At 46.3% G+C, this 15270-nt stretch carries 14 protein-coding genes and 1 other RNA gene; 1 reads left to right on the forward strand and 14 read right to left on the reverse strand.

Annotated elements, in window-relative coordinates; all coding sequences use genetic code 11:
* Window positions 1-82: 82 nt before the first annotated feature.
* Window positions 83-1303, forward strand: coding sequence for an aminotransferase-like domain-containing protein (locus G9G54_RS13050; protein WP_165178400.1), 1221 nt, complete (start codon window positions 83-85; stop codon window positions 1301-1303).
* Window positions 1304-1711: 408 nt separating this feature from the next.
* On the opposite strand, the gene rnpB is transcribed toward G9G54_RS13050, so the two are convergent.
* From rnpB to ybeY, 14 genes are all read right to left on the reverse strand, one after another.
* Window positions 1712-2110, reverse strand: an RNA gene (gene rnpB, locus G9G54_RS13055) — RNase P RNA component class A.
* A 103-nt stretch (window positions 2111-2213) separates the two neighbouring features.
* Complete coding sequence (locus G9G54_RS13060) at window positions 2214-3329, reverse strand: Nif3-like dinuclear metal center hexameric protein (protein ID WP_165178401.1); 1116 nt, start codon at window positions 3327-3329, stop codon at window positions 2214-2216.
* Window positions 3305-4066: a tRNA (adenine(22)-N(1))-methyltransferase gene (locus G9G54_RS13065; protein WP_165178402.1), complete on the reverse strand. Its 762-nt coding sequence runs from the start codon at window positions 4064-4066 to the stop codon at window positions 3305-3307. The genes G9G54_RS13060 and G9G54_RS13065 overlap by 25 nt, the downstream gene beginning before the upstream one ends.
* Complete coding sequence (locus tag G9G54_RS13070; RefSeq protein ID WP_165178403.1) at window positions 4063-4902, reverse strand: hypothetical protein; 840 nt, start codon at window positions 4900-4902, stop codon at window positions 4063-4065. The genes G9G54_RS13065 and G9G54_RS13070 overlap by 4 nt, the downstream gene beginning before the upstream one ends.
* A gap of 87 nt (window positions 4903-4989) precedes the next feature.
* The gene (gene rpoD / locus G9G54_RS13075) at window positions 4990-6123 is read right to left on the reverse strand and encodes an RNA polymerase sigma factor RpoD (RefSeq protein WP_007431230.1); all 1134 of its coding nucleotides are present in this window, start codon (window positions 6121-6123) and stop codon (window positions 4990-4992) included.
* Between the two features lie 43 nt (window positions 6124-6166).
* Window positions 6167-8041, reverse strand: a complete 1875-nt coding sequence (gene dnaG, locus G9G54_RS13080) for a DNA primase (RefSeq protein ID WP_180984627.1) — start codon at window positions 8039-8041, stop codon at window positions 6167-6169.
* Window positions 8034-8510 (reverse strand): YaiI/YqxD family protein, encoded by a 477-nt coding sequence (locus tag G9G54_RS13085; RefSeq protein ID WP_446675797.1) that lies wholly within the window; start codon window positions 8508-8510, stop codon window positions 8034-8036. Before G9G54_RS13085 ends, dnaG begins: the two co-directional genes overlap by 8 nt.
* Window positions 8511-8631: 121 nt before the next feature.
* Entirely contained in the window at window positions 8632-10707 is a 2076-nt protein-coding gene (gene glyS / locus G9G54_RS13090) for a glycine--tRNA ligase subunit beta (protein ID WP_165178405.1), read from the reverse strand.
* The gene (gene glyQ / locus G9G54_RS13095) at window positions 10700-11587 is read right to left on the reverse strand and encodes a glycine--tRNA ligase subunit alpha (protein ID WP_023989480.1); all 888 of its coding nucleotides are present in this window, start codon (window positions 11585-11587) and stop codon (window positions 10700-10702) included. The genes glyS and glyQ overlap by 8 nt, the downstream gene beginning before the upstream one ends.
* 402 nt (window positions 11588-11989) lie before the next feature.
* The gene (recO, locus tag G9G54_RS13100; protein ID WP_013311133.1) at window positions 11990-12742 is read right to left on the reverse strand and encodes a DNA repair protein RecO; all 753 of its coding nucleotides are present in this window, start codon (window positions 12740-12742) and stop codon (window positions 11990-11992) included.
* A 42-nt stretch (window positions 12743-12784) separates the two neighbouring features.
* Complete coding sequence (locus G9G54_RS13105) at window positions 12785-12922, reverse strand: YqzL family protein (protein WP_013372137.1); 138 nt, start codon at window positions 12920-12922, stop codon at window positions 12785-12787.
* A 518-nt stretch (window positions 12923-13440) separates the two neighbouring features.
* Window positions 13441-14343, reverse strand: a complete 903-nt coding sequence (era, locus tag G9G54_RS13110; protein ID WP_039272276.1) for a GTPase Era — start codon at window positions 14341-14343, stop codon at window positions 13441-13443.
* Between the two features lie 49 nt (window positions 14344-14392).
* The gene (locus G9G54_RS13115; RefSeq protein WP_025722122.1) at window positions 14393-14767 is read right to left on the reverse strand and encodes a diacylglycerol kinase family protein; all 375 of its coding nucleotides are present in this window, start codon (window positions 14765-14767) and stop codon (window positions 14393-14395) included.
* Entirely contained in the window at window positions 14767-15264 is a 498-nt protein-coding gene (gene ybeY / locus G9G54_RS13120; protein ID WP_025722123.1) for an rRNA maturation RNase YbeY, read from the reverse strand. Before ybeY ends, G9G54_RS13115 begins: the two co-directional genes overlap by 1 nt.
* Window positions 15265-15270 lie beyond the last annotated feature (6 nt).

A 15270-nucleotide genomic window follows, 5' to 3' on the forward strand; every position in this document is an offset into this window, starting at 1 on the left:
TTAGACGTTTACTGTTATACTTCATTATCGATATAATACAACAAATTTCATAGTACAGTATAGAACACAGGAGATGATTGGATTGGAACACAAATTTTCGGGTATGGCTCGTACTCAGGGCTCGTCCATGGTAAGGGACATTTTAAAGCTGACACAGGGAACAGATGTGTTATCTCTGGCAGGCGGCCTTCCTGCCGATGCCTTTTTCCCCATCGAAGCTGTTGCTAAAGCCTATGAGCGGGTATTTCGCCTCGGCGGTACTACCGCTCTTCAATACGGCCTAACCGAGGGCTACATTCCTCTACGGGAACGTCTTGCAGCAATCATGTCATCCCAAGGCATCTCCGTCACCAGAGATAATATCATTATGACGACGGGCTCACAGCAGACTATTGATCTGGTTTCGCGTGTGTTGCTCGATCCGCAGGATACTGTATTGGTGGAGTCCCCTACTTATTTGGCGGCTCTTCAGGTATTTAATTCCTATGGTGCCAACATTGTCAGTGTAGATACAGACTCTAACGGTATGCAATTAGAAGATCTTGAAGCCAAGATCAAAAAACATCAGCCTAAATTCGTGTATGTCATCCCCACCTTCTCCAACCCGGCAGGAAGTGTTTGGAGTATGGAACGCAGAACAGGCGTTGTTGAACTATGCCGTAAATACGGCACTTTGATTTTTGAAGATGATCCTTACGGACGTCTTAAATTTGACGAAAACCTTAACTTTCCATCCCTTTTCTCAATTGATCAACAGTTAGGTGGAGACAGTCATGTAATGTACACTTCTACATTCTCTAAAACTGTCGCTCCAGGTGTTCGCTCTGGATGGTTGGTAGCCGATCAAGCTATCGTCGTTAAAGTCGCGAATGCCAAACAATCTGCCGATCTGCACTCCAGCAGTATTGATCAACGTGCTTTGAATGAGTTACTGGACTTTTTTGACTTGGACGGACATATTCGTACCGTGTCCGCCGAGTACCACACTCGTATGCTGCGTCTCACATCGCTGATGAAAGAACGCCAATGGGAAGGAATCACATGGAATGATGCACTTGGCGGTATGTTTATGTGGGTTACCCTACCTGAGGGCTTCCGTTCTGACCGGTTGCTGCAACTCGCAATTCAGGAAGGAGTCGCATTTGTGCCTGGACAAGTCTTCTATGCTGACCTGAGCGGCAGCAACCATATGCGAATCAACTTCACGCATACCGATCCTTCCCTGCTTCCAAAAGCAGTTGACCGATTGGATCGAGCACTGAAGATGTACACAGAGGAAAGTGTGGTAAAAAGCGTACGCTGATGGAGTTGTCAGAACACGTACATGAGGCCCGCTTCACGTTGTTTTTACGATCGCTGTTATCCCTGATTCGTTTGGATTTTGAATAGTAGTGGAATCTGGGACAAAAGCCGCACGCCTCGCTCTACAGATTCAAATGCGTTGCTACGCTGACTACGTGCCTCTTCCTCGCACGTTTTTACGGTAGAGGAAGTAAAAATTAAAATGAAAGCCTCCAGTAATTATGCTGGGGGCTTCATTCTAAAATTGCACTATTTCTGCGCAAATACGGTATGTTAAAAAGGGTGTGTCATGATTCCCACAGGAATATGACACACCCTTTTTAATTCAATAAATACATTTGGATTAAAGGCTTTCATGCAAACAGGTCATTTACAAAAGTTAAATTCATACATTTTAAGGTGTTGCAGTGGGGAAAGTTTTCCGTAAGCCGGGTTCTGTGCTATTCGTGGTACAGACGGGAACTACCCTCCCACTACAAGCGACAATCATCTATCTAGGCCGAACATTGCTATCCAGCTCCAGCGACCAACCTAGACACGCCTCGGGCTAAGGCTGCTTCGCGAAGAAGCTGTGTCCCATTAGGTCTTGCTCCAGATGGGGTTTACCAGGAACGAAGTCACCAGCGTTCCTCGGGGTCTCTTACACCTCGGTTCCATCCTTGCCTGTGCCGCAAGCGGCCATCGGCGGTCCATTTCTGTGGCACTATCCTTCAACTCGCGCTGACTGGACGTTATCCAGCATCCTGCCCTATGGAGCCCGGACTTTCCTCTCGCGGCTTATGCCGCCAGCGATTGTCTGTCAAACTTTCCGAACAACATTACATAGTATACAGGGAACGCGCGCACGTTACAACCCTGAAAATATTGTAAAAAGTAGAAAGCACCTTTATTTTCTCATAGACGTTGAGGTTTTACAAAAATTGGAAAGGTTCGGTTTCCACCTGAGATACATGTACTTCCGTTGAGTATCGACCTTCTGCCAAGCGTTTACGCATCCACTCTGCAGTTTTAGGCTTCATAATCTTTTCAGCGTTATGTCCAGGGTCAATAATAGCAATCCCCGCCATAAGGGCATCCTGAGCCGTGTGATAGTCAATATCCCCCGTGACTAATACATCAGCCCCCTTAAAAAGCGACTTGTTCACATAACGGCTGCCAGAGCCCCCAAGCACGGCTGCCTTTTTGATCGTACGATCTAAGTCGCCCACCACACGTACATGCTCGACGTTGAAACCGTTTTTCACAACATCGACAAACTCACGTAACGTGCAGGCTTCCTTAAGCTTGCCGACCCGCCCCAAACCAAAGCTACGGCCTTGCAAATCCATATGGTACAGGTCATAAGCCACCTCTTCATAAGGATGAGCCTTCAGCATCGCTTGAACAACTTTATTGCGTACACCCTGCGGTACAATGGTCTCAATACGAACCTCTTCACTACGTTCCATTTTACCCTGCTCACCCAAAAACGGCTGTGTGCCTTCACCCGGCACAAAAGTTCCGTAGCCATCAATGTTAAAGCTGCAATGGCTGTAGTTGCCAATATGTCCAGCTCCCGCTCCCAGTACGGCATCCAGTACCCGTTGATGATGTGTTTTGGGTACGAAAACAACAAGCTTGAACAATTGCTCGGTGTGAACATCCTCCAGCGTACCTTCACTTTGAATACCCAGTGCTTCCGCCATCCAGTCATTCATGCCGTCCTCAGCCGTATCCAGATTCGTATGACTGATGTAGACAGCAATATCATTCTTGATCAGCTTTTCATACAATCTGCCCGCAGGCTGATCCGTGTTCAAAGCTTTAAGTGGGCGGAATATAATCGCATGATGCGCAATAATGAGGTCTGCTTTTATGCGGATTGCCTCTTCGACAACCTCATCATTAACATCCAGGGCTACTAATATGCTTTTGATTTCCTTTTGCAGACTACCCAGCTGAAGCCCGATTCTATCGTCTGGAACTGCTAAGTATTTTGGAGCCAGCTGCTCCATGTAAGTAATTACTGTCTGTCCTTTGGCAAACATGCAAGTACCTCCTCTAGCTGTTCAATTTGCTTGCGCAATTGTTCCCGCTTATGCTGTGCGGATTCCTGATCTGACCGTGCCACTTGTGCCAGCACATCCTGAAGCTTGCGAATCTCCAATTTCCATTTATAAAAAAAGATTTCATTCGGTGCTTTAACCAATAGCGGCCCGAGTTTCATTAACAAATCCTGTGTCAGTACCAGCGAACTATCGGGAAGTTTCCATGGTTGATACAGCTCATCCTGTTTCAGTGGGCTTACCGAATCAGGTACTGCCGTCAGAATCTCATATATTTTTCCGTCTTCTTCCATAATATGTTCACTTGTTAGTACCCATTGATGTTCGATAAGCCATCGGCGTAAAATATCCTCGCCTACGTTAGGCTGTAGAACAAGTTGTTTTACTGAAATAAGCTTGTCTTTCCCTTGCTCTAGAATGGAAGCGATCAAGGCACCACCCATGCCGGCTATTGTAATAACATCAACCTCATTGGCCTTAATTACAGCCAAGCCATCTCCCTTTCTAACCGCAATGCGATCAGTAAGACCTGCTTCGGCCACCTGCTTTTGAGCCGCACGCAACGGCCCATCGTTGACTTCACCCGCCACGGCTTTCTGTACTCTGCCACTACGCACTGCAGCCACAGGGAGTAGTCCATGATCCGAGCCAATATCCGCAAGTCTGCTCCCGGCAGGAATTTGTTCCATAATATATTGTAATCGTTGAGAAAGTTTCATGACGTCACCCACGTAATCCATTTTTTTCGAGTCCAAAATAAAATCCCTACAACAAATGCCAACTTCAGTATGCTGTAAAACACCACATCTCCCGCTGCTTGATGGCGCAGGATAATCATGTCTGCTTCAGCCATGAATGCTAGTGTCATGCCTATAGCGAAATAAACCAAAGCGAGACGCGGAAAGCGGCGATGCACCCACCAGCTTAACCAGATCAACAATACTGCGTGCAAAATCCAAAATGCCTCAAGCATCACTAAAGTTGCTGTAGGCCAGTAGCGGCCTATAAAGACCGCGTACACTAAAAGCAGCCCAGCAAGACCACAGTAATGAAGTAAGCTGATCCGCAAAGTTAACCCTACAAGACACCATACTACACCGCATAGGCCTACGAGAAAAAGAAACCAAACCTTAGCTTCACCTTGATGGAGCTGAATGATCCACACACCCGAACCCAGCATAATCGCACTGCCTAAAGTGCTCAACATCGCACTCATACTCTTTTCGGAAGACCGCCAAAATGCGGCCACTCCATAGCAAATCGTAGTAACTGCACTTGCCGAGAATATTTGCATTGCCAACGGAAAAGCGGTAAAATAAAAACCGATCAAACAAATGCAGGAAATAATGACAAAACCAAGAAGCCAAGCGATCCCATGCCCGTGTCTAAGATATGTAAGCAGCCCGGTGTTATTACGGTTCTGGCTCTGCGACGGCTCTTCGTCCTCCCGATACAGGTTAGACAAAAAATCGCAATATTGCTCAGGGAGCAGCCGACTTCGCCGCCAATGCTCAATTTCATGTAACAGTATTGCCCGTTTTTTCTCCTGGTCCAAGCTTCTTCCCCTCCACCAAGGCTGCCATGAGATAAAAAAAGACCCCCTGCGCGCTTCAAGCCGCAGAAGGTCCGCAATGTTACGCTTCTATTCGAGGAAATCCTTCAGTCGCTTACTGCGGCTTGGATGGCGCAACTTACGCAGCGCTTTGGCCTCAATCTGACGAATACGTTCACGTGTAACACCGAACACTTTACCCACTTCTTCAAGAGTTCTGGTTCTTCCGTCGTCCAAACCAAAGCGGAGACGCAAAACATTCTCTTCCCGTTCGGTCAACGTATCCAGTACATCCTCAAGCTGTTCCTTCAGAAGTTCATAGGCAGCCGCATCTGCAGGCGCCAAGGCTTCCTGATCCTCAATGAAATCCCCCAGATGTGAGTCATCCTCTTCACCAATTGGTGTTTCCAATGAAACCGGTTCTTGGGCAATTTTCATAATCTCCCGTACTTTTTCCACGCTCAGCTCCATCTCGGCAGCTACTTCTTCCGGCGTAGGTTCGCGCCCCAGCTCTTGCAACAGTTGACGCGATACGCGAATCAGCTTGTTGATCGTCTCCACCATATGCACCGGAATACGGATCGTTCTCGCCTGATCGGCTATTGCGCGCGTAATGGCCTGACGAATCCACCAGGTTGCATAGGTACTGAATTTAAAGCCTTTTTCGTAATCAAATTTTTCTACTGCTTTAATCAAACCCATATTACCTTCCTGAATCAGATCCAGGAAAAGCATTCCGCGACCAACATAACGTTTGGCAATACTTACAACCAGACGCAAGTTCGCTTCGGCCAACCGACGCTTAGCTTCTTCATCGCCGTTATTGATCCGTTTGGCAAGCTCCACCTCATCATCAGCAGAAAGCAACGGTACACGACCGATTTCCTTCAAGTACATCCGGACCGGGTCATTAATTTTAATACCGGGAGGCAGGCTCAGATCGTCATCGAAATTAAAATCATCCCCATCATTGTTTTCCGGGTCGTCATTTTGACGCAATCTGGTAACTTCTTCGTCGTTGTCATTCACAACCTCAATCCCCAAGTCACCCAGCTGCTCATAAAACTCATCCATTTGCTCGGGGTCCTGATCAAACGGCGACAGTTTTTCCATGATATCTTTGTAGTTCAGAGAGGAACTTTTTTTACCCAACTCAATCAGTTGATCTTTAACCTGATCCAGTGTTAGTTCCGTCTCCAGTTCAGTATGCTGATCATTCGCCATCTTTCGACTCCCTCCTCCCTAGAAACATCCGACCTCTGTGTGTTCATTGTCTCTCTAGGGCTATAATCTCACTTGCAATTTGTGCTGCGCGCAAAAAGTCACCTAAGCGCTCAGCGGCTCTCATTTCTTCCCTTTTCAAATCCAGTTGCTCCTGCAATGGAAATTTTCGCACTTGATGAATATAATCATCCAAAATGTGCGGTGCCCATACGCCTGGAGCATCCATCATCATGATCGAACTTACGTTCTTCTCCAGTCGGTCGTCTTGCAAAGATGAAATAAAACGGCTTGTATCCGGTAACTTCCCTTGCGCGTAATAGGCATATAGATAAGCAGCAATTGCTGCATGATCCTCAATATTAAAGGCGTCGCCCAGATGCTTTTCTACATACTCTGCAGCTTCTAAATCCTGCATCATCCAGTGCAGCAGCCTGCGTTCAGCCACATGGTAAGCTGGCAACAGATTAGGTGTGGAGACCTGCCCTTTTTTATGCCTACCATTATTCCACCCATTTTCGTTATTATCCCCAAAGTTCTGTTTTTTTTGCAGGGATTGACGGAGTAAATTGCATTCTTGCTTCAAGGTTTCAAAATCCACCTTGACTTCGGATGATACTTCGCGCAGATACACTTCCCGCTCGGTCGGGGATGACAGAGGTGCAATGACATTTAATGCTTCGCGGGAATACGCGATTCTTCCTTCTTCCTCTTGCAGTATATGGTTTTTTTTCAGATATATAAGCTTAAATTTCACCGTTGAAACAGCACTTTCGATAATTTGGCGCTGGAATCGTTCGCCGCCGTATTGCCGGATAAAATCATCCGGGTCCATACCGTCACTGACCAGCGCTACTTTCACGTGAAGCCCCGCATTTTCCAACAGCGGAAAATTTTTAAGCGCAGCAGCTTGTCCTGCCCGGTCACCATCATAACAAATAATAACCTCGTCGCACAGTCCTTTTAACATCGTAGCATGGTGCTCCGTTAGAGCAGTGCCCATGGCGGCCACCCCATTTTGTACGCCAGCTTCCCACGCCGAGATAACATCACCATAGCCTTCAAAAAGAACACTTTGGCGTAGCTTGCGAATTGAGGTTTTAGCATGATGGAGATTGTACAGCGTTCGGCTCTTGTTGAATAGCTTGGTCTCCGGTGAATTCAAATACTTCGGCTGTCCCTCACCAAGTATACGGCCTGCAAAGGCAATGACTTTTCCGTTGCGATTCCAAATGGGAAACATGATACGATCTCTGAATCGATCCACATATCCATCACCCTCATGCCGGGGAGAAATAAGCCCTCCCTTTTCCATCTCCACTGGATCAAAAGAACGCTTCTCCAGAAACTGAACGATCGTATCCCATCGGTTGGGTGCATAGCCAATTTGAAATTGATCAATGATCTTGTCACTGAATCCCCGTGAACGCAAGTATTCCATCGCTGGTTTGCCGTGCTCCGTATTTTTAAGCAAAAAATGGTACATCTTAGAAGTTAACTCATACGCTTGCAACAGCCTGTCCAACTCAGGATGCTGATGCGATGAATCACGTCCCTGCCATTCGCCGAGCGGGATATGACTTTCTTCTGCCATTGTCCTGACAGCTTCGGGAAAGGATAGTCCTTCGATTTCCATCATAAACTTGATGGCATTGCCTCCCGCGCCGCAGCCGTAGCAGTAAAAAATCTGACGATCCGGTGTCACGGTGAATGAAGGGGTTTTTTCGGAATGAAAAGGACAGAGGCCTTTCATATACTTCCCCTGCTTGGTCAAATGCACGTACTTGCTTACCGTATCTACAATATCATGATGTTGTAAAACCGACTCAATGATATCGTCCGGTATGTTACCTTGTCCGGCACTCATATTAACCACCTTCATCTCTTTAGCACGTAAATATAATTCGATACCGTTACTCATTCTCCTGCAAGCGAAGTAAAAGTTTTGTCAGTTTATGTTGAAAAACTTCACGATCCTCTAATGTAAACGGTTTAGGACCTTTTCCATAACGTCCTTTTTTCCGTTCTTTGGCAGAAGTATGACGTCGGTCAAGCATGAAATCTATCGAATCGTTTCGATACATAGCTCCGCGAAAAGACATCACTTCACAACCTTTTGCCAAGGCAAGTGCAGCAAGACCATAATCATTGGTGGTTACAATATCTCCGCGGCGGATATGATTGGCAATATAGAGATCGGCACTTTGGTCGCTTCGGTCTACTTTAACGACGCTTACGCCTTTGCTGCCCTGAATGAGATGATCATATGAAGATACCATAATAACCTCAATATGAAAACGGGAAGCTATCTCCGCAATTTCACTTTTAACAGGACAAGCGTCCCCGTCAACAACGATCCGCACATCCAGTAAAGTTCCGGTTTCCTCCATGAGCATCCCCCATCTCCATCCGCATTCGAGTAAAATACGGAACGGCTGCAAGATTACTCTTACACCGTTCCGTATATTTATACCCATTTTTTCAAGTTGTTCATACTACCACAACTGACGTTTAAACTACAAGCTTGGAAAAATCGGCAAAACGCTTCAGTTCTGAGTCAATAGCAGCCAGCAATGCCAAACGATTATTACGAACAGCATCATCCTCAGCCATAACCATAACGGAATCAAAGAATGCCGTCACCGCAGGGGTAATAGATGAAGCAAGCGCTAACGCTCGTGTCGCATCACCTTCCTGTAAAGCTACGCTATAAGATTCATAAGCGCTAGACCATGCTTCGTAAAGCGTTTTTTCGCCTTGCTCCGTAAACTCACTCGTATTAACTAACTTATGCACTGCTTTAGCAGCCAGATTCCCTACACGATTAAAGGATTCAACTGTTGCTTTGAATACCTCACCTGTTTGTACGGCAGTCATTAATGCAGTTCCGCGGTTAACAACGGAAGTGACGTCGTCATATCCAGCTGCAAGCACAGCATCCACAACGTCATAGCGAAGTGTCTCAGACAATAGTTTCTTCACGCGTAATCCGAAAAACTCATGTAATTCTTTACGTATTTCATCCGCGGAACGTTTCATATTTCCAAGGTTCCCGTGCACATCAAGCGCGATATTGAACACATCAGACAACGTAGCCGAAAGCTTACGATCCAACAAGATCTGCACAATACCTGCTGCCTGACGACGAAGCGCGTAAGGGTCCTGTGAACCTGTTGGAATAATACCGATGGAGAAGCAGCCTGTAATGGTATCTATCTTGTCTGCGATACTTACAATCGCTCCAGCATTCGTTGAAGGAACCGTTTCTCCTGCATAACGCGGTTGGTAATGCTCAAACACCGCTCTCGCCACTTCTTCCTTCTCTCCAGCCTTACGAGCATAATCCTCACCCATCACACCTTGCAGTTCAGGGAACTCATATACCATTTGTGTTACTAGGTCAAATTTACAAATATCTGCTGCTCGACTAACCGATTCCTGTGTATCTGAGGAAACGTGAAGTTTCTCTGCCAGACCATCAGCAATACGGCGAATCCGGCGCACTTTGTCTCCAACCGTTCCCAGCTCTTCGTGGAAAACGATACTTTCCAATTTCGAGAGTGCATCTTTAATTTCCAGCTTCTGATCTTCTTCATAAAAGAATTTGGCATCAGACAGCCGCGCACGCAATACTTTTTCATTCCCTTTAGCAATGACTTCCAGCGATTGACTTCCTCCGTTACGTACCGTAACAAAGTATGGCAGCAGCTCTCCTGTGCGATCCAGCACTGGGAAATAGCGTTGATGTTCACGCATGGAAGTAATGAGTACATCCTTCGGAATGTTCAGGAACGCAGGATCAAAACCTCCGAACAGTACTGTTGGGGTTTCCACCAAATACAGCACTTCTTCCAGCAGATCATCCTTGACCGCAATCGTCCAATCTTTTTCGGCAGCCAGCGCTTCAATTTGCTTTACAATAAGCGTTTGACGTTCCTCAATGTCCACAATGACATGCTGCTTGCGAAGTACTTCAACATAGTCAGCTGGACTTGCTACAACGGCATCCTGTCCCAGGAAACGATGCCCTCTTGTCACATTTCCTGACTGCACGCCGGCAATCTCCAAATTAACAATATCGTTACCAAACAAGGCAATCAACCAGCGGATCGGACGAACAAATTTAAAGTCATAACTTGCCCAACGCATGAATTTAGGGAATGTCATGGCATGTAAAATGTGCAATAAACCTTCGGATAGTACATCCGCTGTTGGTACACCTATGCTGCTCTTAGTGGCGTAAATATATTCCACGCCTCCAAGCTCCTTGAATGTGAACTGTTCAGGATCAACACCTTGGCTGCGAGCAAAGCCTAGTGCAGCCTTGCTCCAGTTACCAGCTTCGTCGAGTGCGATTTTGCGGGAAGGACCTTTAACTTCTTCGTTAATATCTTCTTGCTTCTCCGCTACTTCCTTGACAAGTACCGCCAAACGGCGAGGTGTAGCATAAGCCTCTACAGCACCGTAAGCAATACGTGAGCTGTCAAGCCACGCCGTCATACGCTGCTTCAACTGCTGAATCGCATTCGGGATAAAACGTGCAGGGACTTCTTCCAACCCGATCTCAAACAATAAATCCTTAGACATTTGCCGCACCTCCTTTCTTCAACAGCGGGAAGCCCAGCTTCTCGCGCTCCTCCAGATAGGTCGCAGCCACCTGACGCGCCAAATTACGTACTCGTATAATAAACCCAGTCCGTTCCGTCACACTGATCGCTCCGCGAGCGTCCAGCAAGTTGAACGCATGAGAACATTTCAGCACATAATCATAGGCTGGAAATACAAGATGCTGCGCCATCGCTTTATTTGCCTCTTCTTCATACATATTAAAAAGAGTAAAGAGCATTTTGACGTCAGATACTTCGAACGTATACTTGGAATGCTCAAATTCAGGCTGGTGGAAAACATCACCGTACGTGATTCCATTGACCCACTCCAAATCGAACACATTCTCCTTGTCCTGGATGTAGGAAGCAAGACGTTCCATACCATACGTGATTTCTACGGCAACCGGACTGGCATCAATACCGCCCACTTGCTGGAAATAGGTGAATTGGGTAATTTCCATACCGTCCAACCATACTTCCCAACCTAAGCCCCACGCTCCCAACGTCGGTGCTTCCCAGTTGTCTTCAACGAAACGAATATCATGCTCCAGAGGGTTAATGCCCAAACGGCTCAAACTCTCCAAATACAATTCCTGAATGTTATCCGGTGAAGGCTTCAAAACTACTTGGAACTGATGATGCTGATACAGGCGATTCGGGTTCTCACCATAACGTCCGTCTGACGGACGACGAGAAGGCTCAACATAAGCTACATTCCAAGGCTCAGGTCCGATCGAACGTAAATACGTCATTGGGTTCATCGTGCCTGCCCCTTTTTCCGTGTCATACGGCTGTACAATAATACAGTTGTGTTCTGCCCAAAATTGTTGCAGCGTTAAAATCATCTGCTGAAAATTCATTGGTACACGCTCCCTTTCTACTTCCCTCAAATGTTGGTGATTTCTTCTCATTAAGCTCGTATGTACAGGGCTGTTTTATCCCAAAAGCCTTGCTAGAGACAGCAAAAAGCCCCCGCCTCTACGCCTGTACAGACGTAGGGACGAGAGCTGACTCCCGCGGTTCCACCCTACTTGATTGCGATCCTACACACCAATCAGATCGTAATCCTCTTTTCCGTGTCCATTCAGATGCTCCCGAGTGCCTTGTTCACGAAGAATTCCCGCTGGGCTTACACCGTCCCCAACTCGCTAATTACAGAGAATACATCCCGCTACTTTCTCGTTCAATGCATCTGCTCCCGAAGGAGATATATAGTAGGATATTACACGTTTTCAGCAATACAGTCAAGAGAATAGGGCGTTTCACATATCGTACTTGTCGAGCTGATCCAAGAAATTGCGGGATTTCAGCTTGACCTCCAACTGCATATCCATGAACTGACGCATGACATGTTTGATCTCCAGCTTAGTGGAGTCCTTCACGTCAATGTTGCCGAGCCGATTCAAATCCATTCTGGCGAACAAGCGCAGCAACTTCAATGTACGTGGAGTCACGCTCAATGCAGCTGGATCAAAATGCTTGTAGCTCCGACACAAAACTCCGCCTAGCCTCGGACTGACAAACATATCTTCATCAGCACATTGTTGACCACTTGAAATACATGCATCAAGCTGAGGAGCATATCCGGCCGCCTGCAATATTTTAAATTCATAAATACTCATGACGATCAGCGGATCTTTGCCACTCTCCAGCGCCTCCAAACATGCCTTTAGCTGCTTAAACCAGAACGCACCTGTTTCCTCATCCTGTAACACCCGATCGAGTAATTCACAAGCATAAGAAGCGTAAGCAGCCTTAGTTATATCCTCGCGTAATGTATGGTGGGATTGGATGATTTCACCGGCATTCAACGTGCCTAAGCCTGTGTTTCGAAAAAAAACGAATTCACCGTACGTAAACGGCTGCGTTAAAGCAGCGTGACGGCTTTTGGACTTTTTTGCACCTCTGACCAGCACGCCTGCTTTGCCTCCGCTTTCGGTGCAAAGCGTAATAATTTTGTTCCCCTCACCGTAATCCATACTGCGGATGACGATTCCTTCCACCCTGTAAAGCATGCCTCTTCCCCCAAACATTCGCGAAGAAGCCAGTGGCTTGTACTATTCACGGGCTTCTTCATGCTCGTCCGACTCTCCCTCATCCGTGTCTTGCTCCCTTGTCACGGCGCTCTCCCGATATAACAGATACGCACCGACATCTCCAGTCATCGCAAAATACTTCCACGAAAAATCTCGCAATTGTATTCATCCTTTCTTCGGAAATGACGTTTGCATCTCAAAAATAGGATGATGCGAAGAGGGGAGAAGTATGCGATGAAATAAATGGATTGCGTTAAAAAAGGCTGCTGTATGTAGATTGGAATACCGCTTCGCAAATGATTTGATCTTACGATCGCTGTTACCCCCGAATTTATTTGAATGTACAAACATACAAAGGGTTAAATTCGGGGGTAAAGGCGAACGCTATCGCTTCTTCAGATTCAAATCCTTCGCTCCGCTACAACGTGCATACAGATAACCTTTTTTTAAAACGTTCGTTATTTCATCACTGGAAGAAAAGGGTGAAAAAGGGCAAGAGTTAAGCGCCGCATATGCGCGGCGCTTTGAATGACCAGTAGACTGTTACTTATCTCAGTCATAGAGATCGGGACGGCTTTTTTATGATGCTTACAACAACTATACATATTTATTTAATATCAATTTTTTTAGCCTCAATAAACCCTTGAACTAAAGTAACGTAGAATCGAATTCTGTTTTTAAGCGTCGCGATGGAAGCCAAGGTCACGAAGGACGCGGTCCTGATTGCGCCAGTCTTTTTTGACCTTAACCCAAAGTTCCAGGAAAATCTTGGAGCCTAGCAGGTTTTGGATATCCTGGCGGGCCTGTTTGCCCACCTCTTTGAGCATGGCTCCCTGTTTGCCGATAATGATCCCCTTCTGGGAGTCACGCTCTACAAAAATAACAGCCATAATATGCACTACCCCATTATCCTGCACTTTCATGTCTTCAATCATAACGGCAATAGAATGGGGTACTTCCTCACGTGTCATATGCAGAATTTTTTCCCGAACCAGCTCGGCAATAACAAACTGTTCTGGATGATCGGTAATTTGATCATCCGGATAATATTGCGGACCTTCTGGCAAGTATTTTTGCACCTGCTCCAGCAGGGTGTTTACATTGTTGCCCATTTTGGCCGAGATCGGTACGATTTCAGCAAAGTCGTACAACTTGCGATACTGCTCAATCAGGGGTAACAACGCTTCCGGCTCAATGCGATCAATTTTATTCAGCACCAAGATAACTGGCGTTTTTACTTGTTTAAGCTGTTCCGCAATAAAACGGTCGCCACCGCCTAGACCTTCAGCAGCGTCAATAAGAAAAAGTACCGCTTCTACTTCACCCAACGTATTAAAAGCAGTCTGATTCATGTAGTCGCCTAATTTTGACTGGCGCTTATGAATCCCGGGTGTATCCAAAAATACAATTTGCGTGTCCTCTGTAGTAAATACGCCGTGAATTTTGTTGCGTGTAGTTTGTGGCTTGTCTGACATAATGGCGATCTTCTGCCCAATGACGTGGTTCATCAGTGTTGATTTTCCGACATTGGGTCTGCCAACAATTGCGACAAAGCCTGATTTAAAGTGTTTCTTAGCCATTTCATTTCCTCCAGCGCGATTAAGCACCTATTTTATTTTGGTTTTTCCATTAAAACAGCGAACTAATTAACGTCAACATAGGCCTATAAAACACAAATATACCAATAATTACAGCAAAAACCGCTGCCAGGAGCACGGCTCCGGCGGCGGTGTCTTTAGCCGCTTTGGCCAGCGGATGAATATCAGGTGAGATGAGATCCACCGCTGCTTCAACAGCGGTGTTGAACAGTTCGGCTACAATGACTATAGCGATAGCCACGCAGACGAATAACCAGTCGAGCCGGGAGATGTGCAGAGTTAAGCCTGCTACAATGACAAGGAGCGCCACGGCCACATGTATCCGCATATTTACTTGCGTACGCAGAGCATACATCACGCCTTCTGCCGCATAGCGAAAGGTCATTCTCCAAGGCTGACGTCTCATTACCTTGTCAACCCCGCTTGAGCCAGTACAGCTTCCTGTTTGCCCATCATTTCAGCTTCACTCACATCATCCTGATGATCATAGCCTAACAGATGCAGAAAGCCGTGAACAAACAAAAAACCGATTTCACGCTCAATGGAATGTCCGTATTCTTCGCTCTGAGCTTGCGCTGTCTGTACAGAGATTATAATATCCCCCAGAACATCCGGTACATCATTCAATGAATTTTCTTCATTCGGTTCGTAAATAATTTCAAGCTCTTCATCCAGTGTCTCCTTCATAGCAAAAGACAACACATCGGTGGGACGATCAATTCCCCGATAGTCCCTGTTCAACTCATGAATTTGCTCATCATTAACGAAGGTAAGGGCTACCTCACCGTCTGTGACTCCTTCCACTCTGCCTGCCTCCTCTAATAAGGTGTTCAGCAGCGTAATTAAAGATTCGTTAATTACCATATCGTTTTGTTCATTATTCCAAGCTAATTGAAGGCCCATGCCAAC

This window comes from Paenibacillus sp. EKM212P (assembly GCF_011066115.1).
Classification (GTDB): Bacteria; Bacillota; Bacilli; order Paenibacillales; family Paenibacillaceae; genus Paenibacillus; species Paenibacillus polymyxa_B.